The following is a 23,654-nucleotide window of genomic DNA, read 5'->3' on the forward strand; positions in this document are numbered from 1 at the left end:
AGGAATGTCTGCCAGCCAAAAATCAGCCAACGCCCTCTGGCTGCGGTTGCCAGGTGTGCACGATACCTTCCTCACGAAACAAAACAGAGAGAGCGCGCACCATATCATCCATCATTTCATCCGTATGTGACGGACCTGGTGTCAGGCGCAGGCGCTCTGTTCCGACAGGTACAGTCGGGTAATTAACAGGCGTTGCGTAATGCCCGAACTCCCGAAGCAGGCGCGCACTGATCCTTTTGCAACGCTCCGCATCACCGACAGGCACAGGTATGATATGACTTGGAGTCATCGTAAAAGGGATACCCGCAGCACGCAGACGCTGCCTGAAAGCATGCACCCGCTCAAAAATAGCATCACGACGCCAGTTTTCTGCCCTTACCTTTTTTACACTCACCAGGGCAGCGCCAACAACAGAAGGCGGCAGAGCCGTAGTGAAGATAAAACCGGATGCTGTTGATCGCAGGAAGTCAATAATCTCAGCTGATGCTGTGACATAACCACCATGCACACCAAAACCTTTAGCCAGGGTACCCTCGATGATATCAACCTGGTCGGCAACCGCATCACGCTGTGATACGCCGCCGCCTTCCTCGCCGTACAAACCAACAGCATGCACTTCATCAAGATAAGTCAGAGCATTATATTTGCGGGCCAGAGCACATGTACCGGCAATATCAGAGATATCGCCATCCATTGAATAAACACTCTCAAATGCAATCAGCTTAGGTGCATCAGCCGGCGCTGCCGCGAGTTTCTCTTCAAGGTCGGCCAGATTATTATGCTCAAAAATAACAGTCTGTGACCCTCTGGCCCCTTTGATGCCTGCAATCATTGATGCATGATTCATCTGATCCGAAAAACAGATCCAGCCTGGCATGGAGGTCAGAATTGTCTGTAATGTTGCCTGGTTAGATACATAGCCAGAAACAAAAAGCAGGCCGGCTTCTTTTCCGTGCAAAGCGGCCAGTTCGGCCTCAAGCTCAGTATGAAGCGGGCTTGAGCCGGCAATATTACGTGTGCCACCTGCCCCGGCACCATGCTCACGCACGGCAGCGACGGCGGCTTCCATCACCTCAGGCACAACTCCCATCCCGAGGTAATCATTGGTTGACCAGACAACAACTTCACGCCCTTCAGGTGGCGGTGCCATTCCCTCTTCATAGACAGGGAAACGGTCTGTCAGCCGCGACAGGGGCGTAAACGTGCGATAACGGCCCTGCTGCCTGATTTCGTCAAGAACCTCATGACACCGTTCATAAAACGGATGTCTGGCGTTTCTGGTTACTCTCACGCTGTTCTCTCCTTGCGTCACCACAGTAACCTGGGCGCGGCGTTTATGGCTTTTCTTTCGGCATTACGTCACATAAAAAAAATTGCGACTTACCGCACATATACCCTGACAACAGGCTTCGTCACTGATGAATCAGGCATAGCTGTTATCTCAACCTGCCCGGGCGGAGCACCCGCTTCTGTCAGAGCCTCAACCATAGCCTGACCATCTGTTTTCACCAGATCTGTCAAAGCAGATCTGTCATGATCCGGCAGCCCGCTTGAAGGCACCAGACATTTCACGGTAAATAAAATGTTTGCTTTGCTCTGCAAAGCCTTTTTTACCATCGTTTCTACAGGGACACGCCATTCTTCTGACGGCGTGCCGGCAACAACCTGAAGCAACGGAGGCACAGGAGGAGGACCTGGTGGCTGTGGCGGAATATAAGGTACAGGAGGTTTGCCCGCCTGTGGGTTAAATGTTTTCTGGTCGATCAGCTTACAACCGCTCAGGCACAGAACCGCCCCCAGCAGTGCGCTCACCCTCATAACCGAGCGCTGTGCAGTAATAGAAATAACAGAGGGCATAACAGGCGCATCTCCACAACAGTAGCATCGCTTCTTACGCCCATTCTTCTCCGGCGCAAGAGTTCAAAAAATCATTCCCGGGGATAAGATACCCCTGTTACTCTCTTTTTACACAGTATTTCATTATAAAAGCACAGCGCATAAGGTTTTCTCTTGTCCCGCTGCTAGGGCGGTTTATACTACCGCCATTCTTACAGCGGGACAATCTGACCTGCTGCTGCACTGTCCTCTGAGACGAAAGCATTATGGCGACGTCAGACTCCACACGTCAGGGTCATCAGAAAAAAAATGAGCGGCGCTCTGCCCAGGCTACGGCAGTTTTGCGTATGGCTGGTACGGTCAGGCAACTTTTGTCGGAAGCCGGGCATATCACGCCTGCAAGCCGGGCTCTCGTTGAACTGATGTGTCTTCCGGTTACCGCTTTATGGTGTCGGGTACTGCGCTTTGACCCGCAAGCCCCTACGTGGCCTGACAGAGACCGCTTTCTTGTACCTTCCGCCTCTATGTTGCCACTGCTCGACATTATGCTCAGCCTGACTGGCAGCTCAGGCCCCTACAAAACGCCCCAAAACACGCACACTGAAATGGCCCCCGGGCCTGCCAGCTATGGTATTGCAGCCGCGGCCGGAATGGCACTGGGCGAGCAGACTCTCGCCAGTCGCTTCGGCCGCTCTCTCATCAATCACCGGACATGGGCCGTTGTGCAGGATACAGACCTGGCGTCAGGAGCCGCGACAGAGGTCGCTCAGCTCGCAGGACAATCAGGCCTCGACCGGCTGACACTTCTGGTCGCATCACTATCTGACAGTCCCTCTCCTGAACTCATCACTTCACTCGCGCTTTTTCAGGCATCGGGGTGGAATATCCGTAAAATCACAGCGGGCGACCTGTCATCCGTTACATCCGCTCTGGCCGCAGCTCTGCGCTCAAGAAAGCCGACACTAATCGTCTGCTCCCCCTCACCGGCCCGCAAAAGCTCAGATGAGCAAAACTCCCTTCCTCCGGCAGAACTCACGGGGCCATGGAGTCTTACAGCACGGCGAGGCGCATCTGCGCGCCGTTCGTGGCTACGCCGCCTGGTAAGGCACCGGCAGCGCAGCACCTTTCAGCGCGAGCAGATGGAACAGCTGCCTCCCCTTTTGTCCGAAGACTGGCTGCGCACATGGCGCTGGCATATGCGTCGCTCTCATGACAGATCAACAAAAAACGCAAGCCTTGTCGCCTTTCATACTCTGGCAGGTCTTCTGCCAGAAATTATGTGCCTCTCGTCCTCCGCTCTTCCTCTGCCTTCTGACATCCTGACGGACCATACTTTATCCCCCCCTGAAAATAGCACCGTCATCTGCGGCTCTAAAGCTGAAGGGATGTCAGGTCTTATGATCGGACTCGCTCTGCATGGCGGGTTACTGGCCTGTTGCCAGGCCCCCCTGATAGCGGCAGACCGAATGATGACAGCCCTGCGTATGGTCGCCTTTATGCGCAGAAAAGTGCTGCTTTTGCTGACTGAAAACAAACTCAATCAGGACTGTCTCAGCGGTGGTCTGCTCTCAGCAGAGCAGCTGCCGGCACTGCGGGCCATTCCTCACCTTGCGGTGTTTCGTCCCGCCAATGTGCACGAAACATTTCAGTGCTGGGAGGCAGCTCTTCGCTGGAAAGACGGGCCGTGCGTGCTCAGCCTCACCCCGGATGAAAACCCTGACACCCCTTTTCCCAAAAGCTGTTTTGGCAGCCCATCGCGCGGCGGATATCTGCTGCAGCATCAGCATGCCCCCCAGGTCACCCTTATCGCCTCAGGCTCAGAGGTTGCCATCGCGCTCGAAGCATCGCACCATCTGACGAAGCAGGAGATTCGTACCGCGGTCGTGTCACTTCCCTGCTGGAAACTTTTTGCGGACCAGCCTGAAACCTATCGCCAGAAGGTTCTGGGCGGATCTGGCATACGAGTCGGTATCGAAGCCGCCTCAGGTTTTGGATGGGAACAGTGGCTTAGTCCCGGTGGAGTTTTTGTAGATATGAACGCTCTGAACATTTCTGCTCAGACCGGCACCTCATATGATCGTTCCGGCAGCATTGCCGAAGCGGTCTGCGAAGTGGTGAAACATCACCTTTTCGCATCAGGCATGATGCGGGACTCTCTCCCGCAGGCAGGCCTCCCCTCCGTGGACAAAAACGCGGAAAGCCACTCTGGCAAAGTCATAAAACAAGAATGGAAAACTCAACAATGGCAGTCAAAATAGCAATTAACGGCTTCGGACGGATCGGGCGTCTTGTCCTGCGTGGACTGATTGAAAGCGGGCGGACAGACGTTGTGCCTGTAGCTATTAATGACCTGGGCAGCGTTGAAGCAAACGCGCATCTGCTCTCATATGACAGTGTGCACGGGCGTTTCCCTGCTGATGTAAAGGTTGACGGCAATAAGCTGATTATTTCTGCCAATGGCCGCACATGGGATCCGATTACTGTCTCTGCCGAACGTGACCCGTCAAAAGTACCTTTCAAAGGTATTGATGTGGCGATGGAATGTACAGGCCTGTTTACATCAAAAGAAAAAGCAAGCCCTCTGCTCCAGGCTGGCGCACGTAAGGTACTGATCTCAGCACCTGGTACTGATGTAGATGCGACAATTGTTTACGGTGTGAACCACGATATTCTGACATCGGATATGACCGTCGTCTCTAACGCTTCATGCACAACCAACTGCCTGGCACCAGTAGCAAAAATACTTGAAGATCATTACGGCATTGAACGCGGCTATATGGTCACCATCCACTCCTACACAGGTGACCAGCGCACAGTTGATACCCTGCACAAAGACCTCCGCCGCGCTCGTGCATCCGGGCTGAACATGATCCCGACCTCAACCGGTGCTGCCCGTGCTGTAGGTCTTGTTCTGCCGCACCTCAAAGGCAAACTCGACGGCACAGCCATTCGTGTACCAACGGCTAACGTCTCTCTGGTATCACTTGATATTGTGCCTAAAAAAATCCCTGGATCGGTTGAAGAAATCAATGATCTCTTCAAAAAAGCCTCTGAATCCGGCCCACTGGCTGGTGTTCTGGCCTATTCAGATGCCCCTCTGGTAAGCTCTGACTTTAACCATGCTATTGCCTCGTCCTCTTTCGATGCGACTCAGACCACCCTGGTTGATGGCGGCAAAATGGTTCGTATCTGCTCATGGTATGATAACGAATGGGGCTTCTCTAACCGTATGGCTGACACGGCTGCTCTGCTGGGATCTCTGTAATGGCAGAACTCTCCTTCAACACACTCGATAATCTCAACCCGGCAGGTAAGCGTATTCTGCTGAGGGCGGATCTGAATGTACCGGTTAAAGATGGTAAGATTACCGACTTTAACCGTATTGAGCGGATTGTACCCACAATCCGCGAGCTCTCTGACAAAGGGGGGCGGGTTATTATCATCAGTCATTTTGACCGCCCCAAAGGCAAGGTTGTGCCTGCGATGTCACTTCAGCCTATAGCTGAAGCACTGGCCACAAAACTTGGCAAACCTGTCAGCTTTGCGCATGACTGCATTGGCCCGGATGCTGAGGCTGCGGCCATGTCTCTCAAAGACGGCGAAGTGCTGGTACTTGAAAATACACGCTTCTACCCTGGTGAAGAGGCCAATGCCCCTGACCTGGCCACAGCGCTCGCAAAACTGGGTGATGTGTACGTCAATGATGCGTTCTCAGCAGCACACCGTGCCCACGCCTCAACCACAGGCGTAGCAGACCATCTTCCTGCTTTTGCAGGACGTCTGATGCAGGCTGAACTGACGGCTCTCGACACAGCTCTTGAAAATCCTGACCATCCGGTCGGAGCCATTATTGGCGGAGCCAAGATCTCAACAAAACTGACTTTGCTGGAAAACCTTCTGGAAAAAGTTGATGTTCTGATCGTTGGTGGCGCAATGGCAAACACCTTCCTTGCGGCAAAAGGCTATAATGTCGGCAAGTCTCTCAAAGAAGAAGACATGCTGGATACAGCCCGCCAGATTATGGAAAAGGCTAAAGCCAGAAACTGCGAGCTGGTTCTGCCCGTCGACGTCGTGCTGACACAGGATTTTATTGCAGGCGCACCAACAACTGTCGCTGGTGTGGCTGACATTCCTGATGGCTGGATGGCTCTTGATGTTGGCCCTGAAACAGTCACGCTGCTGAAAGAAAAACTGAGCACTCTGAAAACACTGGTCTGGAACGGGCCACTGGGTGTTTTTGAGCTCCCTCCGTTTGATATTGGCACCACGACGATTGCTCTCGAAGCCGCACGCCTGACAAAAGCCGGCACGCTGAAAACGATTGCCGGTGGTGGGGACACAGTCTCTGCCCTGCGTCACGCCGGTGTGCTGCATGACATGACCTATGTCTCAACAGCAGGCGGCGCGTTTCTGGAATGGATGGAAGGCAAAATTCTGCCTGGCCTGACTGCTCTGAGCAGAACGCTTGAGCGCACTATTCCGATTTGACCGAACGATACCAAAGGTCTGGCAGCTAACCCTGTCAGACCTTTACCTGTTTATTCGCGCCTGAGCACCTGGTCCGTCATGAAAGAGGCCAGCTTACCCGCCACAAAATCACGCTTCAGGGCCACTTCATCATATTCATCACGCACCCAGTCAAGGAAAGGCAGACGCCCCTCGGCTTCAGCCTGGTAACGCAGAAAAAAAGCGTCGAGAATACCAGTGCGGGACTGCTTAAAATGTCCGTAACGCCACGACAACTCTTTCATAGCGCGTGCGGCACTTCCCCCTTCGAACACAATAACCAGGGCTGAAGCCAGCCCCGCTCTGTCGGCCCCTGATTTGCAGTGCATCAGCATCGGGAAAGCAATAGTCTTATACAATTCTGCAAAACGCAGAATACGGTCACGATGTGGTGCACCACGACTTTCAAAAGCCATATCCACATGGGCAAGACCCAGCTTTTGGGCAGCCTGACGCGACAGGGCATCAGAACCACATTTGCGGTGCCCGCGCAAATTAACAAGTGTGCGTAACCGGTAGCGATTCATCGCCCGTTTTAAGCGGGCGGGCGTGGGGTGATTACACCGGTATACCTTGCCAGGAACCACCTCCTGAAAATTTGTCCAGACCAGCCTGAAAATAGCATGATCGACAAAAAGACTGTCGACCCAGGCTTTCATACGTCTTGCCGGGGAGGTTATCTGACCATCAAACACAGCGTATACAGCTCCACATCTGTCGGAGTTCGGGCTCCTCTCTTCCCTTAACAGGAAGAAAACGTCAATCTTTTAGCGTGTGCTGCCACAGGGTGGCTCAGGCCACTCATTAAGCCTCAAAGCCAGTAAAGCCAGGTCAAGCCAGCGCCCGAACTTTACACCGGCCTCTTTCACAAGCCCGGCGTCCTCGAATCCAAATTCTTTATGTAATGCTATCGAAGCAGTATTTTCGGCCTCTATACCTGCAACCATGACATGCACAGCTGTCTCACGGGCACGTTTTATCAGTGCCTGCATAAGCAAACGACCGACACCCCGTCGCTGCCACAACGGGTGGACATAAACTGAATTTTCAACCGTATAACGATACCCGTCAAAGGCACGCCATGGGCCATAGCTGGCATAACCTGTGATATCTCCCGTTTCAGAGCAAAACGCGACAAAAACAGGAAACCCTGCCTCTTTACGCTGACGCAGCCATGCAGCACGCTCAGCGCTCTCGACATATGTATCATTCCAGATCGCCGTCGTGTTCTGCACAGCATCGTTATAGATGCAGGTTATCTCAGGCACATCAGCATAATCTGCATCTCGTATCTGTATCACAACTCAGCTCTGCTCCTGATCTCTCTGACACGGTATGAGCAACAATGTTTATTTGCTCTCTTTTGCCAGACGATAAAGGTCGAGCGAGAAATAAGGAAGCTTTCCTTTACGCTGCGTCAGAGCGTTGACTGAATAAATAAGAGTATAATTCTTCTTCAGTACATCACAGACTGAGCGTTCAGCGTTACCTGTCATACAGGCATTAAATGGGGTCATCACCAAAGGCGGGTGCTGCGCAAGGTCATTCAGATAACGCTTCTCTGCCCCGGCCCCAAACATAATATCAACGTGATCTGTAAACGCGTAGCGGTCAAATGTTCTGAAATCGCCCATGTAAAAAAAAGCCTGATCAGCACGAATATTTAATACACGCTGATGAGCGGCCTCACGGGTTATCAAAGCATAATCAATAAAGGACATATCCCACAGCCAGCGTATATTACGACCGGTACAAAAACCCTGAGAAATAATAGAAACAATACATAAAAATAAAAAGCTATACCGTGGGAATTTAACATTCTGATAAAATAATACAGATGTCATAATAACAAGAGGCACAAAACATAAAATATAATAATGGTTAAAAGGATGTCCTGAAAGAACAGTCGCGGGTAATGATGAAATAAACCACAATGGCAATAGAAGCGCAGATGGTTCTCCTGCCCTCATCTCTTCACGGTATTTGCGATACCAGAGTAGTAAGACGGGAAGAAACATAACTGTATATGCTATAGTGCATAATACACTGGAAATTCTGCTAACAGTATTGCCACCATAATTTTGCAGGAAGTCATGCTGCATACGGAAATAACTCTGTAGCGCATTATTCCCTTCTATAAGGTAGGGAGAGAAAGACGTCAGCAGCCCAACTATGCATCCGATCGAAAATATAAAAATATACTGTAATTTAAAAAAACGAGGAGAAAACAAAAGAAACAAAACAGGTAAGAAAAGAGAAACTGCAACCAGATAATTAATATTAATTAAAAGAGGGATCATAAACCCTGGAATAAAATAATTAACAAATTTTTTATTTGATAACCCATTATATAAAACAGCAAGAACAACAGCAGAACCGGCTGTTAAAACATTTTCTGTATTCCCATCAAGAATTCCAAATATATTCCCGACAAAAATATAAATAAATAATGCTGTAATAATATTAAAAGTGCCAAAAAACCGACAAAAATAAAGCGTAACAGCACTAAGAACCAAAGATAAGAAAAAGAAATCGCCGTGGAAAAAAGGACATATTTTATCCCACGCACCATAAAATAAATAAACACCCCACGGTTTATGATCAAATGCATAACTATAAGGCAACATATGGTCACGAAAAATACCGCGCCCTACCATAGTATAGTAAACAGTATCACCATTACCATATGGAAGGTATAAAAAAGACAATATAGCAAGAACTGTTAAAAACGATCCCAGCCAGAACAGCCATTTTTTTCCACAAAAAATTGGCAGAGACTCTAAATTATTTAGTGTTTTTATTAAAAAATCTATATTTTGTTTCACAGCAGGCCTGCACAATATTACTCTTAATAATGAGATTACAGGAATGTATCCAAAACCTGCCCCCAACCTTTCCGTTTGTTAACCTTTTTTTTTGTGTAAAAAAAACCCCGTACTTTGCTTTCAAACAAAATACGGGGTTTTACTTAACTAACAGATAAGAAGAGATCAGCCCTTACGTTCCAGCTGCAGTTCCTTAATCTGACCAATAGCTTTTGCCGGGTTAAGCCCTTTCGGACAGGCCTGAGTACAATTCATAATCGTACGGCAGGCATAAAGCTTAAAGGTATCTTCCAGCTCATCCAGACGGTCGCCTGTATGTTCATCACGACTGTCGATAATCCAGCGATAAGCAGCCAGAAGCACTGACGGGCCAAGATAACGATCGCCATTCCACCAGTAAGACGGACAGGACGTCGTGCAGCAGAAGCACAAAATACACTCCCACATACCATCAAGCTTAGCACGTTCTTCAATACTCTGACGACGCTCTGAATCAGGCGGCGGAGCACTGTCAGACTTCATCCATGGCTCAATTGAACGCAACTGAGCATAAGCTGCATCAAGGTTTGAAACCAGATCCTTGACGATCGGCATATGTGGCAGCGGATTGATACGCACATCGCCCTTAACGTCTTTAATAGGTTTCAGACAGGCCAGTGTATTCTCGCCATCAATATTCATAGCGCATGACCCGCAAATCCCTTCACGGCATGAGCGCCGGAAAGTCAGCGTCGGGTCAACGTCATTTTTAATATGGATGATTGCATCAAGCACCATCGGCCCGATGTGATCCAGATCGATCTCGTAAGAATCGACGACCGGATTACTGTCATCATCAGGTGACCAGCGATACACCCTGAATGTTTTAACATTTTTAGCCCCGGCAGGAGCCGGATAGGTTTTACCTTTTCCGACCACACTATTACGCGGCAAACTGAATTCGACCATTATTTCCTCCCTTTCTCGCCTGATTGCTTAACCGAATCAGTAAACGCGCTTTTTGGGTGGGAAGACTTCAACTTCATCGGTCAGAGTCTTCATATGAACCGGACGGTAGGTCAGCTTTACCTCACCCTTGTCATTAAGCCATGAGACAGAGTGCTTCAGCCATTCCTTATCATCACGATCAGGATAATCATCACGGGCATGTGCGCCACGGCTCTCATGACGAGCCAGGCCGCTTTCAAGCGTTACCGTGCCGTTTGCCAGGAGGTTTTCAAACTCCAGAGCCTCCATCAGATCGCTGTTCCAGATCAGAGAGGAGTCAGAAACTGAAATGTCTTTCAGCCCACTCCAGATCTCACGAACCTTGTTAACACCATCCTGAAGGCTTTCTTCAGTGCGGAAAACAGCAGCATGAGACTGCATGTCACGCTGCAGGCGTTCACGCATTTCAGAGACTTTTGTTTTGCCATTGGCATAACGCAGACGATCCAGACGATCGAGCGCAGCCTCACCGGCATTTGCAGGCAATGGCTTCACAAAGTCTGCTGGTTTTACAACTTCTGCAGCACGACGCGCAGCAGCACGACCAAACACGATCAGATCGAGCAGAGAGTTTGTGCCAAGACGGTTCGCACCGTGCACAGAGACACAGGCTGCCTCACCCACAGCCATGAGGCCAGGAACGACGGCATCCGGGTTATCAGCTGTCGGACGAACAACCTCACCATGAATATTAGTCGGAATACCGCCCATATTATAGTGAACTGTTGGCAGAACAGGCACTGGCTCTTTCGTAACATCAACACCGGCAAACACGCGTGATGTCTCGATAATGCCAGGCAGACGCTGATGCAGCAGCTCAGAACCAAGGTGCTCGAGATGCATCATGATATGGTCTTTTTTCGGACCAACACCACGCCCCTCTTTAATCTCGATCGTCATAGCGCGGGAAACCACGTCACGCGATGCAAGATCTTTAGCCGTTGGTGCATAACGCTCCATAAAGCGTTCGCCCTCAGAGTTCGTCAGGTAAGCCCCTTCACCACGGCACCCTTCAGTCAGCAGACAGCCTGCCGGATAGATACCTGTAGGATGGAACTGAACAAACTCCATATCCTGTGTTGGCAGACCCGCACGCATCACCATCGCATTGCCATCACCAGTGCAGGTATGAGCAGACGTACAGGACTGATAGGCACGGCCGTAACCACCGGTTGCCAGAACAACCATCTTCGCATTGAAGCGATGGATCGTGCCATCATCAAGGCACCATGCGGTAACACCGCGACAGTTGCCCTCATCGTCCATAATCAGGTCGATGGCAAAATACTCGACAAAAAACTCAACGTTATGTTTCAGACACTGCTGGTACAGTGTGTGCAAAATAGCATGGCCGGTACGGTCGGCAGCAGCACAGGCGCGTGGCACAGGTGCTTTACCAAAGTCACTCATATGACCGCCGAAGGGGCGCTGGTAAATCTTCCCGTCTTCGGTACGGGAGAATGGCACACCAAAATGCTCGAGCTCATAAACAGCCGGTACAGCTTCGCGGCACATATATTCAATGGCATCCTGGTCACCCAGCCAGTCAGACCCCTTAACGGTGTCATACATATGCCACCGCCAGTTATCTTCAGCCATGTTACCCAGAGACGCACCAATGCCGCCCTGAGCGGCAACTGTGTGGCTTCGTGTCGGGAAAACTTTTGTCACGCAGGCGGTCTTAAGGCCAGCAGCTCCCATACCCAGCGTGGCACGCAGGCCGGATCCCCCGGCACCTACAACCACAACATCATATGCGTGATCAACAATTCGGTAAGCTCCCCGGGACGGAGAGGTATTGGCATTCATCGTGACGGCGCTCCCATGTGCGTTCGGCCTGTCATATCTTCAGGATTTATGTCTGGCCTGCTATGCAGGCGCAGGCACCAGGTTAATAACTCTCAGGATTTCCGGCTAACGCCTGAAATCACCAGCTTGATGACGGAAAACACGCCCAGAAGGCCGATAAGTGCCGTCGCAGCTTTGACCAGAATACGTGTTGGTTTATGCAGCTTGCCATGCACATAATCGTCAACAATCACCTGAAGGCCGACACCGGCATGGTGGAATGTTGTAATAATCAGTGCAGTCAGCATCGTCGCGTTTACAGGCTTGCCACCCCACTTCACAACGGTGTCGTGTGATGCGCCTTTGAGGCGGAAGATCTGAATAACAAACCAGGCTGACAACGGCAGCAGAGTTGCTGCTGAAACACGCTCAGCCCACCAGTGCTCAGTGCCTGAACCACCAGCACCCAGCCCGCGTGCACGCCCAAGCTGTGAACGCATTACCTTAATGTGAGAAACAGAAGAGTCCATATCAGGAAGCCTTCCCTACTTTGCTACGGCCGCCTGAACGTCCGCATGTGATCAGCAGTGCAGCGACCAGAAGGACACTCACACCTGCACTTACACCAACAGCAACCGGGCCATCCTTGTTGATTTGTTCTTTTTCGAAACGGTAGCCGCTATCCCACATGAGATGGCGAATACCACCAACCGTATGATACACTACTGAAGTGAGCCACCCGGCCAGAACAAGCTTGCCAAGCGGGTTACCCGTTACTTTACGCGCTGTGTCAAAAGACTTTGGGCCTTTTGCTGCAGCTGAAAGCCATAACACGCCCAGCGTTGCGCCGCCTGTGGCGATCACACCGGTAATACGGTTTAAAATAGAAAGAAACATGGAAAGCCGAAAACGGTACACCTGAAGGTGTGGCGACATTGGTCGCTGTATCAGCTTACCGTCACTGCGGCTTCCCACGAAGAGGGCCTTGCGGATATCCTGCATTGTCAGCCTCGTATCCCGTCCATCAATCCCTACACCGGCCAGGGGCGCCGGTGTTTCTGCATAGACTTTCGTCTACGCCCACCGGCAAAAGTGGTCAATTCACTATGGCTACACGAGACCGAGAGGCCCTTCATTCTTTTTTTACTTTTAGTGTTTAGGCAAAAGGTCCAGAGCAACCATGGTTTCAGCAATCTGTACTGCATTAAGGGCTGCACCTTTACGCAGATTGTCAGATACACACCAGAATGCCAGACCATTTGGCACAGTCGGGTCAAGGCGCAGACGTGAAACGTAAGTTGCGTCCTCACCGACACACTCTGTTGGTGTCACGTAACCACCATCTACGCGCTCATCACGCAGAATAACGCCATCTGCTTCACGCAGAGCCTCGCGGGCACGCTCAAGATCAACAGGCTCTTCAAACTCTGCCACAACGGCTTCAGAATGTCCGATAAAGACCGGAACACGAACACAGGTCGCAATCACTGAGATATCAGGATCAAGGATTTTCCTTGTCTCAACAGTCATTTTCCATTCTTCTTTGGTCGCACCATCATCCATGAAGCGATCAATCTGAGGAATGCAGTTAAACGCGATCTGTTTCTGAAACTGCTCAATAGCAGGCGGATCATTCACGAAACTACCACGGGTCTGGGCAAACAGCTCATCCATCCCGGCTTTACCGGCACCGGCCACCGCCTGATATGTCGCAACCACAACCCGCTTAAGGGTAAATAAATCGTGCAGTGGTTTCAGAGCGACAACCATCTGAATAGTTGAACAGTTTGGATTCGCAATAATATTGCGTTTCATACCCTTGAGCGCGTTTGGATTCACCTCTGGCACGACCAGCGGTACACCGGGCTCCATACGAAAATGTGATGTGTTATCAATTACGACACATCCTGCTGCGGCAGCAATCGGGGCATATTTTGCAGATACAGAACCTCCGGGAGAGAACAAACCAACATCCCACCCTGTGAAGTCAAATGTCTCAAGGTTCTGAACCTTAAGCACCTTATCGCCAAATGACACTTCACGCCCTGCTGAGCGGGGAGACGCCAGAGCTACAATTTCATCAACCGGAAACTTGCGTTCCTCCAGTGTTTTTAAAATCTCACGCCCTACTGCACCCGTGGCACCAACAACAGCAACCCGATACCCCATCACTTCACCTAACTGTTTTATCCTTGCCAGAACGCCTGACAGGATGAAGAATCTAAACCAAAGACCATATAAATGGAATGAACATCCTCAGGGTAGCCCTTCAGAGTTCTGTTCTTCATAACAGCCAGAACGGGTATTGCGCTATCCTTTAGCAAGGAAACTCCGGCTTATGACCTCTCCTCGCCACAATGCATCCGCTCCTGCTCAGCCCTCTGTTGCTCCGGCAGCACGGCACCCGGCACCCGACGGTACCCTTGTCATTTTAGGAGCAGGCGGAGACCTGACGCATCGCCTTCTGGTGCCAGCCCTTTATGACCTGGCGTGCAGTGGCTTTTTACCCGACGACTTTAAAGTCGTCGGTGTCAGCCTTGAGAAGCAGACTACGGAAGAATGGGTGGCTTCTCTGCGCGCACGCCTGGATGCTTTTACCCGCGATAAGCATGCCGAGTTTTACACAACCAAAATCAGCGAAGAGGCATGGCAATGGCTGGCAAGCCGCATGACCTATCGTTCCATGAGTTTCGTCTCTGCTGAGGAGATGCAGACCCTCACCGCAGATATCGCCGGACGTAACGCTGTTTTCTACCTCGCCATACCCCCCCGTTTTTTTGAAGAGTCAGTTGTCACTCTGGCAAAAGTCGGACTGCTCACCGAAAAACCTGGGGTATTCAGACGGCTTGCCATTGAGAAACCTTTTGGCACCGACCTGGAAACAGCAGGAAAACTCAATGCGCACCTGCTCTCGGTAATGAAGGAAAGTCAGATTTACCGTGTTGACCATTTCCTGGGCAAAGAAACTGTGCAGAACCTGCTGGCCCTGCGCTTTAGCAACCTGCTGTTTCAACCCCTCTGGCACCGTGACTATATCGACCATATTCAGATAACCGCAGCTGAAACGCTCTCCGTTGAAGGAAGAGGTGCATTTTATGATGCGACGGGTGCTCTGCGCGATATGGTGCCTAATCACCTCTTTCAAATTCTTGCTCTTGTCGCAATGGAGCCCCCAACATCTCTCAAGGCTGAGCCTGTTCGTAATGCCAAACAGCAGGTTTTTGATGCAATACGCCCCATCACTCCTGAGAACGCCGTGCGTGGCCAGTACATAAAAGGCAGGAGCGGCGACCGCATTATTCAGGCATATCGCGAGAGTATGGGTGTTGCTCCGGATAGTATAACTGAAACTTATACTGCGTTAAAAATTGAACTGGACACCTGGCGCTGGGCGGGTGTGCCTTTTTATCTGCGCACCGGGAAAGGGCTGAGCAACAGCGTGACGCAAATTATTGTGCAGTTTAAGCAAACACCCCTGTCACTGTTTCATACAGAAGATGGACAGCCACAGCCCCCCAACCGCTTTGTTTACAACATCCGCCCGGACAAAGGTGCAGACCTTCATTTTAATGCGAAAAAACCTGGTCCTGAAACTAACATTTCAGAAGTTGTGGCGCAGTTTCGTTATGAAAAATCTTTTGGTAGCCTGCCAAATATTGGATATGAAACACTGCTTTACGATTGCCTTCAGGGTAGCGCTTCACTTTTTCAGAGAGCTGATAATATCGAAGCGGCATGGCGTGCTGTTGACCCCGTGCTGAAAGCATGGGCTAAAGACACGAAACCTCCTGAATTTTACACAGCAGGAAGCAATGGTCCGGCTGGCGCCGACGAGCTTCTTGCACGAGATGGTCGTTCATGGGGTCCGCTAAATAATATTAAAAAATAATATGTTTTTAAAAATGCCTTCTTTTTCAGGAAGGCATTTTTATCATGACTTTTAATTACTTATTATTTTCTCAAGCGTTTTAGAAACACCTTTGCTTTTTATATCTTTCCTTAACTGTACAAATTCTTTTATAAAATTATTATTTTTATCCAGATCCCATCCTGAAAAACTATTTATTTGTAATGATTTTTCATAATCATTATCAAGAATAAGATCCTTATCTTCATTACTCAGACGTGGCTCCTGCACAGAGTAACTTTGCCCCTCATCATCCAGCCCTGAAATATAAGAACAGAAACACGCCAGAAGAAATGAAATTCTTCTTATATCTTCACCTTTTTTTACAACATCCATTGCTGTAGGCCTGACAAAAACAGGAAGTTTTGATGCGCTGTCAGATGCAATACGTACAAGCTGATCACTCACAGCTTTATTGCTAAAGCGCGACAGTAGCTGCTGTGCATAAGCAGACAACGTAATACCCGGAGGGGCCTCAATCAGCGGGATGACATCAAGATGTAAAAACTTCTCAAGCAAAGCCGTAAGATGAGGATCTTTCATCGCCTTATTCACCACACGATACCCCATCTGCACAGCAGGCAAAGCAAGCATCGAGTGTGAGGCATTCAGCATACGCAGCTTCACCTGCTCGTATGGGGCGACGTCCTGAGTGAAGAGCACACCAACCATCTCCCATGCAGGCCGTCCCTGCGGAAATTTATCTTCCACAACCCACTGAATAAAGTCTTCCGAATAGACTGGTGCACGATCATCAATACCACTGGCCGCATTCAGACGTGTTACATCATCAGCTCTGACAGCAGGGGTAATGCGGTCAACCATGCAGGAAGGGAAAGCGACATGTTCACTAATCCACCCGGCCAGCTCTGTGTTACGCTGATGTGCCCAGCCCAGCACCGCGTTGCGCGTTACCTGGCCATTATGCGGGACATTATCGCACGACAATATAGTAAAAGGCGCGATACCAGCTTTACGTCTGGCGTTAAGCGCCTCAACAAGTAAACCAAAAGCAGTATGCGGCACATCACGCGCAACATCCTGCACAATATCTGGATGATCAGACAGAAAACCTCCTGTCTCATCCATATAATATCCGCCTTCAGTAATAGTCATGGTGACCAGGCGAATGTGCGGGTCAGCCAGACGCTGTATAGCCCCTCTGCGATCATCAGGAGCATAACAATACTCAACGATTGACTGCACGACTCTGATCGTATCAGAACTATGTGCAGGGCACTCTGTGAGCGTATATAGCCCCGACTGAGCCTGCAGAGCGCGCGCCTTCTCTTTCTCAGATGCAGACTCAACCAGCCCTATACCCAGAATTCCCCATCCTTCCTGACCAGGAAGGGCCAGAACACGGTCCGTATAAACTGCCTGATGAGCTCTGTGGAAGTTTCCGACACTCAGATGTGCAATACCCGGCCTGACTGCTGTACGGTCGTAAATTTCGGTCACGATGCCAGACGGCAGGTCAGACAGAGTTTCTGCTGTTAACTTCATAAAAATATCCCTTATGGCCGCATCCTGAGGGATAAATTTTTGTAAAACACCCCAGGTAACAGCGAAATGGATGTTTTAACTTAGAAAACATCTCAATCCGTGCATAAGAAACAATAATAACCAGGCTGTAAACCGTATTTATTATTATGAATTCTGTTCAGTCATATGCCTGACAAGCAGGACACCCGTCTCGACAAGCCTGTCTGTCAGCTTCAGCCCGGTCTCCGCATCACACAAAGCCGGGTCACCGCGGCCAATACCCTGCGTCGCGGTGACATCGCCTTCAAAAGGCAGAGAAACAGAAACACCATTAAGGCTTACCTGGCCAAAATCAGCGACTTTAAGGCCCCAGGCTTCTTTATCTGGCTCAGGCCTGACAAGCGCCTCTGGTTTCACCAGGTCAGGACACAGATGCATCGCAATACTAAACAACGGATTTGCCCCATGCCCGGCTGACAGTTGTGCTTTTTGAGCACCCAGCAACTGAGGCAGAAGCTCTGATGCTGCACGCCACAGATACAGGTTAGGAATAACCACTTCTGTCTGCTTCATAATCTGTCGTGTGACATCATGAATCATCGCACTGTTGCCGCCATGACCATTCAGAACAATGATTTTTTTAAAGCCCCGGGTTAACAGACACTCAAAAATATCTGTCAGCACAGCCCGTAATGTTGTTTGGGAAAGCGCTATCCCTCCGGGCATATACCCAAAATAATCAGCACCACCAAAAGGCAGAACAGGTGCGACATACGTCTCATATCCCTGCCCGGTTGCCTTAAGGGCAATGCGTTCGGCCACCTTATCTGCCAGCAGATAATCGCCCATTGGCGTGCATGGCCCCTGATCTTCAAAGCTACCCAGAGGCAGGAGAAGAACAGGGTCTCTGGCGGCAATTTCACGCATGTCAGCAGCTGTCAGGCACGCCATATGCACGGTTTTATTCTGTGTCACAGGAGGGCCTTTCTCTGCTGATCTGAGAGTTATTATGCGCGTGGTGTAAGCTGATGAAACGCCCAGTCAAGCCATGGTAAAAGAGCTCTTACATCGGCACTCTCTACGGTCGCACCACCCCAGATACGCAGGCCGGCAGGTGCATCGCGATAGCTCGCAATATCAAATGCCACACCCTCTTTCTCAAGCAAAGCCGTCAGCTCCTTAACCGTCTTCACCTGTTCTTTACGTTCAAGCGCAAGGAACCACGGTGCGATAATACGCAGACAAATGGATGTTGATGAACGCTGAGCCGGGTTCTGCGCAAGGAACTCAACCCAGTCTGTTTTCTCTGTCCAGGCCACGACTTCCGCCAGGTTTGCCTGGCTACGCGCTTTAAGAGCAGGCAAACCTCCGACTGACTCAGCCCATTTCAGGCTGTCGAGTGCATCTTCAACACACAACATAGAAGGTGTGTTGATCGTATCTCCCTTAAAAATCGGCTCGATTAACGCACCTTTTTTTGTCAGACGAAAAATTTTTGGCAACGGACGATCTGTTTTAAACTGCTCCAGACGCGCCACAGCACGTGGTGAAAGAGCCAGCATACCATGAGCAGCCTCACCACCCAGAGCTTTCTGCCAGGACCATGTTACGACGTCCAGGCGGTCCCATGGCAGATCCATGGCAAATGCAGCTGATGTTGCATCGCAGATCACCAGCCCCTCATGCTGCGCAGGCACCGCATCTGATGAAGGCACACACACGCCGGAGGTTGTGCCATTCCAGGCCAGGACAACGTCGTGGTCCCAGTTTACCTCTTTAAGGTCAGGTAAGGCACCATAATCAGCACTGAGCACACGTACATCATCAAGCTTCAGCTGAGAAACAATGTCCTGAGCCCACAGAGCTGAAAAGCTCTCAAATGCCAGGACGTCAACCGGACGGGCACCCAGCACAGACCAGAGCACCATCTCCATCGCACCGGTGTCTGACGCCGGTACAATACCAACACGCCAGCCCTCTGGCACACCCAGCAATGCGGCAGAACGCTCAATCACGTCATTCAGGCGGGCGCGGCCTTCAGCTGAGCGATGTGAGCGGCCTGTGAGTGCACCACTCAAAGCCTCAACACTCCAGCCCGGACGCTTTGCACAGGGACCAGAGGAAAAACACGGATTGGCCGGACGGATGGCCGGACGTGAGGAAACATTATGCTGGGAGATTGTCATGTTTGTTGTCCGGATAAGGAAATGGGACAAACCCTGGTGCGAGAGAGGGGACTCGAACCCCTATGCCCGTAAAGGCGGTCGATTTTGAGCCGACTACGTCTACCGATTCCGTCACTCTCGCAGCTCTGAACCCTCTCGTATCAGCAAAACGCTTTACAGAAAAGTGCAGGCCTAAAAATAAGCAGGGCTTAAGCTAATATTTTGTCAGCGACAAACCCGCTGCGTACCATCAGAGGCAATGTAGGTACCGGTCTGTGGGTTAAAGCAGGCATTCTGAGTGCAGCTGCTGCCGGCAGAATAGGGCTGAGGATAATTTTGTGCTGCCATGGCCTGAGCTTCACGGGCAGCGGTGCCACATAAAGGTGTATCGGGCGATGCTGAAGGGTCGTTCACCACCATTGATTCACTATATGTTTCGGAGGGCTGTGACACGAGGCCGGGCGCAAATGTCTGGGGGGGCTTACGGGCAGGCTGTGCAGAACATCCGGCAAGAAACGTAATGACTGCACATGTCACCGCACCACGAAATAAAAAACCCTCAGACATTCCTGCCCTCCCTTGATCAGAACGCCCTGGTCAGGACGATAACCACACCAGAATTAAATACGCGCCTGTGCCGCTATGATACGCCACATATGCTCAGCAGCTCAATATGCTTCCTGTTCAGAGATCAAGTAATCCCTGCTCCTGCTTTTGTGCTTTTTTACGACTGATAACAGCCTCTCGCGCACCATCACCAAAGGTCAGCTCAACAGCCTGCCCGGCTTTCAGTGCACCTGATGACGTCACAGGCTGCCCCTGCGCGGTAACGAGCACATATCCCCTGGCCAGAATAGCCTGAGGGGAAACAGCATCAAGCTGCCCGCATATACCAGCCAGGGCAGTTTTACGCTCGCGCAGGCAGGCCTGAAGCGGTGCAGGTGTAAGACGCTGACGCTCAAAACGTATATGCCATTTCTGCATCGTGCGGGCTGTGCCGCTTTGTAGTGCTTTCTCAAGATAGGCAACGCGGGCACGCTGACCAGCCAGCAGGGCCGCAGCTGACGGCACAGAACGCTCAGCCGCCACCAGAGCCGCGCGCTTATGGCGCACAAAACCAGGAAGAGCCACTTCAAGCCGGCGCCAGCGTGTATCAAGCTGCATACTCGCTGTTTGCAACAGCCCGGGCAGATCCGGCAAAGCGCTGCCAGCACGCAGCAGGCGCAAACGCGCTGTTTGCAGGCGGTGTGACAACGCACTCAGCGCGCGCGCACCACGATGTTCAAGGTCGGCCATAACCTCACTTCTGACCGGCACAACCATTTCTGCCGCAGCAGTTGGAGTTGGTGCCCTGCGGTCAGAGGCAAAATCAATCAGTGTCGTATCCGTTTCATGCCCGACCGCTGATACCAGCGGAACAGAACAGGCCGCAGCGGCCCTGACAACCTGCTCATCATTGAAAGCCATCAGGTCTTCCAGCGAGCCGCCACCACGTGCAACAATCAGCACATCAGGGCGTGGCACTGCACCCGTACCATCAAGGCGGGAAAACCCCTCAATCGCGGCTCTCACCTGGCTGGCAGCACCCTCACCCTGCACGGCAACAGGCCAGACCAGCACATAACGCGGAAACCGCCGGGCCAGCGTGGTGCAGATATCATGCAGCACGGCACCCTGGAGCGAGGTCACAACTCCGATCACATCAGGCAGAACCGGAAGCGATCGTTTGCGCTCACCATCAAACAACCCCTCTTCAGCCAGCTTCAGACGCAACCGCTCAATACGGGCCAGCAGAGCACCCTCACCAGCATACTCCATCCGCTCGACAACAAGCTGATAATTTGAACGCTCGCCATAGGCTGAGACCTTGCCGGTCGCAATAATCTCCAGCCCGTTTTCAGGCACCAGCCCCAGGCGCGAAACTGACCCTCGCCAGACAACACCAGCAATCTTGCCGCGTTCATCTTTAAGCGAGAAATACAGGTGCCCGGAGGGGTAGCGCTTAAACTCTGTTATCTCGCCACGCACGCGCACACGACCAAACGTGCCTTCAAGGGTGCGCCTGATCGCTCCGGAAATTTCCGAAACACTATATTCGGGCACATTCCCTGCGGATGGCCGCTCTGCTTCAAACTCTTCGTTCATTCCGCCAACTTATGCTACAGACGCCAGACCTGAAAGAGCTGACAACAAAAGATATGGGAGAAAAATAATGCGGGTATTACTGGTCGGATCAGGCGGGCGTGAACATGCGCTGGCCGCAACACTTGCCCGCTCGCCTCAGCTGGCAGCCCTGTTTATTGCACCAGGCAACCCTGGTACGGCTGATATCGGCACCAATGTTGCCATTAAAGCAGATGATGTGCCGGCTCTGATTGCCTTTGCCAGAGAAAACAACATTGACCTCGTTGTGCCTGGCCCTGAAGCGCCGCTGGTTGCTGGCCTGGCGGATGCCTGCGCCAAAGCAGAGATTGCCTGTGCCGGCCCGACACGTGCCGCAGCGCAGCTGGAAGGCAGCAAGAAATTCACTAAAGAAATCTGCTATGCAGCCAGCATCCCGACAGCGCAGGGCGAATATTTTACGAATGCAGATAAAGCCATCACCTATGTGCGTGAACGCGGTGCCCCTATTGTTATCAAAGCGGACGGACTGGCTGCAGGTAAGGGCGTGGTTGTTGCTCAGACTCTGAGTGAAGCTGAAGATGCTATTCGTCAGATGCTCAACGAAGGCTCAATGGGTGACGCTGGTCGTCATATCGTCATTGAAGACTGCCTTGAGGGCGAAGAAGTCTCTCTTTTCGCGTTTTGCTCCGGCGATAAAGCTGTGCTGATCGGAGCTGCACAGGACCATAAACGTATTGGAGATAATGATACCGGCCCCAACACAGGTGGCATGGGTGCTGTTTCCCCTCCCCGCGGGTTTAGCCGTGAAGACCAGGAAAAAGCGCTCGACCTGCTGGTTCGTCCGATGCTGCATGAAATGCTGCGCCGTGGCATCTCCTTCCGTGGGGTTATCTTCGCCGGCCTGATGCTGACAAAAACCGGCCCGCAACTGATAGAATATAACGTGCGCTTTGGCGACCCCGAAGCACAGGCACTGCTTATTCGCCTGACCTCTGACCTGCTGCCTGCTCTGAAAGCTCTGGCTGATGGTACGCTTGAAACAGCCTCCATCACCTTCTCAGACAAAGCTGCTGTCAGCCTGGTGATGGCTGCTGAGGGCTACCCTGAAAAACCCGTCACTGGTGCCGTTATCAGTGGTGTGGGTGCAGCCGCTGCTCTGGAAGGTGTTCAGGTCTTTCAGGCTGGCACAAAGACAAATGATGAAGGCGATCTGGTGGTCGCGGGTGGTCGTGTGCTGTCGGTTTGCGCCCTGGGTGACACGGTGCGTGAAGCCCGTGACAAAGCCTATGCCGGTGTAAAGAAAATCAGCTGGAAAGGCGCACAGTGGCGCACTGATATTGGTGCCCGCGCACTCGAAAGCTAAAGCCCTCCGTCCCTCTCCTTCGCGCCACGGTCATCAGCTTCGTAAGCCCGGCCGTAGCACACATTGCCTGAAAGGTGCCTGCCGTTTATGAGTGCGCCCACCCATCACCTTACACCTGAGGATCTGCTCTCTGCCGTGACCGGCATAACTGAGAGCGAGAACGACCTGATTGCGACTTTAGCCAATGTGTCGGCCCTGATTTTTGAAGCTCTGCCAGACCTCAACTGGGCCGGGTTTTATCTGCACCGGCGCGGCGAACTGGTTCTTGGTCCGTTTCAGGGGCGTGTGGCCTGCACACGTATTGCCCTGGGTAAAGGAGTTTGTGGCTCTGCCGCGCAGGAACGTAAAACGTTTCTGGTTGATGATGTACACAGCTTTCCAGGGCATATTGCCTGCGATGCAGCATCAGCATCTGAAATTGTAGTACCGGTGATTAAAGACGGTCAGCTTATTGGTGTGCTTGACCTCGACAGCCCGCTGAAAAAACGTTTCACACAGCAGGAGCAAACTCTGCTTGAAGCAGTTGTGACACGCCTGGTGCACACCATTAGCACCGACGATCTGAAATGGCTTTCTGGCTCTGCCTGAAAAAAATATTACGCTCTTTTGCCATAACAGAACCCGCCATAGGATTTTTTTCCTGTGGCGGGGTTTTTTTTTTTAAAAGG

General features: G+C 51.4%; 21 protein-coding genes and 1 tRNA gene. 6 read left to right on the forward strand and 16 right to left on the reverse strand.

All coding sequences use genetic code 11. From position 1 onward, the window contains the following. Window positions 1-22 precede the first annotated feature (22 nt). Window positions 23-1,291: a 5-aminolevulinate synthase gene (gene hemA / locus HK11_RS01380; protein ID WP_086553553.1), complete on the reverse strand. Its 1,269-nt coding sequence runs from the start codon at window positions 1,289-1,291 to the stop codon at window positions 23-25. Between the two features lie 89 nt (window positions 1,292-1,380). Beyond that, window positions 1,381-1,857: a hypothetical protein gene (locus HK11_RS01385; RefSeq protein ID WP_086553554.1), complete on the reverse strand. Its 477-nt coding sequence runs from the start codon at window positions 1,855-1,857 to the stop codon at window positions 1,381-1,383. A gap of 245 nt (window positions 1,858-2,102) precedes the next feature. On the opposite strand from HK11_RS01385, the gene HK11_RS01390 reads away from it, so the two are divergent. Genes HK11_RS01390 through HK11_RS01400 form a run of 3 tightly spaced genes read left to right on the forward strand, consistent with a single transcriptional unit; the run spans window position 2,103 to window position 6,324 of the window. Next, window positions 2,103-4,094, forward strand: a complete 1,992-nt coding sequence (locus tag HK11_RS01390; protein ID WP_086553555.1) for a transketolase-like TK C-terminal-containing protein — start codon at window positions 2,103-2,105, stop codon at window positions 4,092-4,094. Beyond that, window positions 4,079-5,101, forward strand: a complete 1,023-nt coding sequence (gene gap / locus HK11_RS01395) for a type I glyceraldehyde-3-phosphate dehydrogenase (RefSeq protein WP_086553556.1) — start codon at window positions 4,079-4,081, stop codon at window positions 5,099-5,101. The genes HK11_RS01390 and gap overlap by 16 nt, the downstream gene beginning before the upstream one ends. Beyond that, complete coding sequence (locus tag HK11_RS01400) at window positions 5,101-6,324, forward strand: phosphoglycerate kinase (protein WP_086553557.1); 1,224 nt, start codon at window positions 5,101-5,103, stop codon at window positions 6,322-6,324. Before gap ends, HK11_RS01400 begins: the two co-directional genes overlap by 1 nt. A 50-nt stretch (window positions 6,325-6,374) precedes the next feature. On the opposite strand, the gene HK11_RS01405 is transcribed toward HK11_RS01400, so the two are convergent. The 8 genes from HK11_RS01405 to HK11_RS01440 all read right to left on the reverse strand — a co-directional run bounded on the left by HK11_RS01405 (window position 6,375) and on the right by HK11_RS01440 (window position 14,111). Further along, entirely contained in the window at window positions 6,375-7,001 is a 627-nt protein-coding gene (locus HK11_RS01405; RefSeq protein WP_369822899.1) for a tyrosine-protein phosphatase, read from the reverse strand. A gap of 108 nt (window positions 7,002-7,109) precedes the next feature. Next, a complete protein-coding gene (locus HK11_RS01410) occupies window positions 7,110-7,643 on the reverse strand; it encodes a GNAT family N-acetyltransferase (RefSeq protein ID WP_322973222.1) in 534 nt (177 codons plus the stop codon). Between the two features lie 48 nt (window positions 7,644-7,691). Next, window positions 7,692-9,167 (reverse strand): hypothetical protein, encoded by a 1,476-nt coding sequence (locus tag HK11_RS01415; protein ID WP_086553559.1) that lies wholly within the window; start codon window positions 9,165-9,167, stop codon window positions 7,692-7,694. A gap of 165 nt (window positions 9,168-9,332) precedes the next feature. Further along, complete coding sequence (locus HK11_RS01420; protein WP_086553560.1) at window positions 9,333-10,115, reverse strand: succinate dehydrogenase iron-sulfur subunit; 783 nt, start codon at window positions 10,113-10,115, stop codon at window positions 9,333-9,335. 36 nt (window positions 10,116-10,151) lie between these two features. Further along, window positions 10,152-11,963, reverse strand: a complete 1,812-nt coding sequence (gene sdhA / locus HK11_RS01425) for a succinate dehydrogenase flavoprotein subunit (protein ID WP_086553561.1) — start codon at window positions 11,961-11,963, stop codon at window positions 10,152-10,154. Between the two features lie 92 nt (window positions 11,964-12,055). Beyond that, window positions 12,056-12,472, reverse strand: a complete 417-nt coding sequence (gene sdhD, locus HK11_RS01430) for a succinate dehydrogenase, hydrophobic membrane anchor protein (RefSeq protein ID WP_086553562.1) — start codon at window positions 12,470-12,472, stop codon at window positions 12,056-12,058. Window position 12,473: 1 nt separating this feature from the next. Further along, window positions 12,474-12,944: a succinate dehydrogenase, cytochrome b556 subunit gene (gene sdhC, locus HK11_RS01435; RefSeq protein WP_086553563.1), complete on the reverse strand. Its 471-nt coding sequence runs from the start codon at window positions 12,942-12,944 to the stop codon at window positions 12,474-12,476. 147 nt (window positions 12,945-13,091) lie between these two features. Then, the gene (locus HK11_RS01440) at window positions 13,092-14,111 is read right to left on the reverse strand and encodes an aspartate-semialdehyde dehydrogenase (RefSeq protein WP_086553564.1); all 1,020 of its coding nucleotides are present in this window, start codon (window positions 14,109-14,111) and stop codon (window positions 13,092-13,094) included. A 169-nt stretch (window positions 14,112-14,280) separates the two neighbouring features. On the opposite strand from HK11_RS01440, the gene zwf reads away from it, so the two are divergent. Further along, window positions 14,281-15,831 (forward strand): glucose-6-phosphate dehydrogenase, encoded by a 1,551-nt coding sequence (gene zwf / locus HK11_RS01445; RefSeq protein ID WP_086553565.1) that lies wholly within the window; start codon window positions 14,281-14,283, stop codon window positions 15,829-15,831. Window positions 15,832-15,882: 51 nt separating this feature from the next. Here zwf and HK11_RS01450 read toward each other — a convergent pair whose 3' ends face one another. The 6 genes from HK11_RS01450 to xseA form a co-directional block, all read right to left on the reverse strand. Next, window positions 15,883-17,355: a mannitol dehydrogenase family protein gene (locus HK11_RS01450; RefSeq protein WP_086553566.1), complete on the reverse strand. Its 1,473-nt coding sequence runs from the start codon at window positions 17,353-17,355 to the stop codon at window positions 15,883-15,885. Window positions 17,356-17,499: 144 nt separating this feature from the next. Continuing rightward, on the reverse strand, window positions 17,500-18,309 hold the full coding sequence (locus HK11_RS01455; protein WP_233133246.1) for a creatininase family protein: 810 nt from the start codon (window positions 18,307-18,309) through the stop codon (window positions 17,500-17,502). 32 nt (window positions 18,310-18,341) lie between these two features. Beyond that, window positions 18,342-19,520: a phosphoserine transaminase gene (locus tag HK11_RS01460; RefSeq protein ID WP_086553567.1), complete on the reverse strand. Its 1,179-nt coding sequence runs from the start codon at window positions 19,518-19,520 to the stop codon at window positions 18,342-18,344. A gap of 34 nt (window positions 19,521-19,554) precedes the next feature. After that, a tRNA-Leu gene (locus HK11_RS01465) sits at window positions 19,555-19,641 on the reverse strand. An 83-nt stretch (window positions 19,642-19,724) separates the two neighbouring features. Then, window positions 19,725-20,066 carry a BA14K family protein gene (locus tag HK11_RS01470; RefSeq protein WP_086553568.1) on the reverse strand — a complete coding sequence of 114 codons (342 nt, stop codon included), beginning with the start codon at window positions 20,064-20,066 and terminating at the stop codon, window positions 19,725-19,727. Between the two features lie 117 nt (window positions 20,067-20,183). Then, the gene (gene xseA / locus HK11_RS01475) at window positions 20,184-21,644 is read right to left on the reverse strand and encodes an exodeoxyribonuclease VII large subunit (RefSeq protein ID WP_086553569.1); all 1,461 of its coding nucleotides are present in this window, start codon (window positions 21,642-21,644) and stop codon (window positions 20,184-20,186) included. Window positions 21,645-21,711: 67 nt separating this feature from the next. Between xseA and purD the strand changes: the two genes are divergently transcribed. Both purD and HK11_RS01485 read left to right on the forward strand, forming a co-directional pair. Then, window positions 21,712-22,986 (forward strand): phosphoribosylamine--glycine ligase, encoded by a 1,275-nt coding sequence (purD, locus tag HK11_RS01480; protein WP_086553570.1) that lies wholly within the window; start codon window positions 21,712-21,714, stop codon window positions 22,984-22,986. Between the two features lie 87 nt (window positions 22,987-23,073). Next, window positions 23,074-23,574: a GAF domain-containing protein gene (locus HK11_RS01485; RefSeq protein ID WP_086553571.1), complete on the forward strand. Its 501-nt coding sequence runs from the start codon at window positions 23,074-23,076 to the stop codon at window positions 23,572-23,574. Window positions 23,575-23,654 lie beyond the last annotated feature (80 nt).

Source organism: Acetobacter sp. DmW_043 (genome assembly GCF_002153485.1).
GTDB classification, from domain to species: Bacteria; Pseudomonadota; Alphaproteobacteria; order Acetobacterales; family Acetobacteraceae; genus Acetobacter; species Acetobacter thailandicus.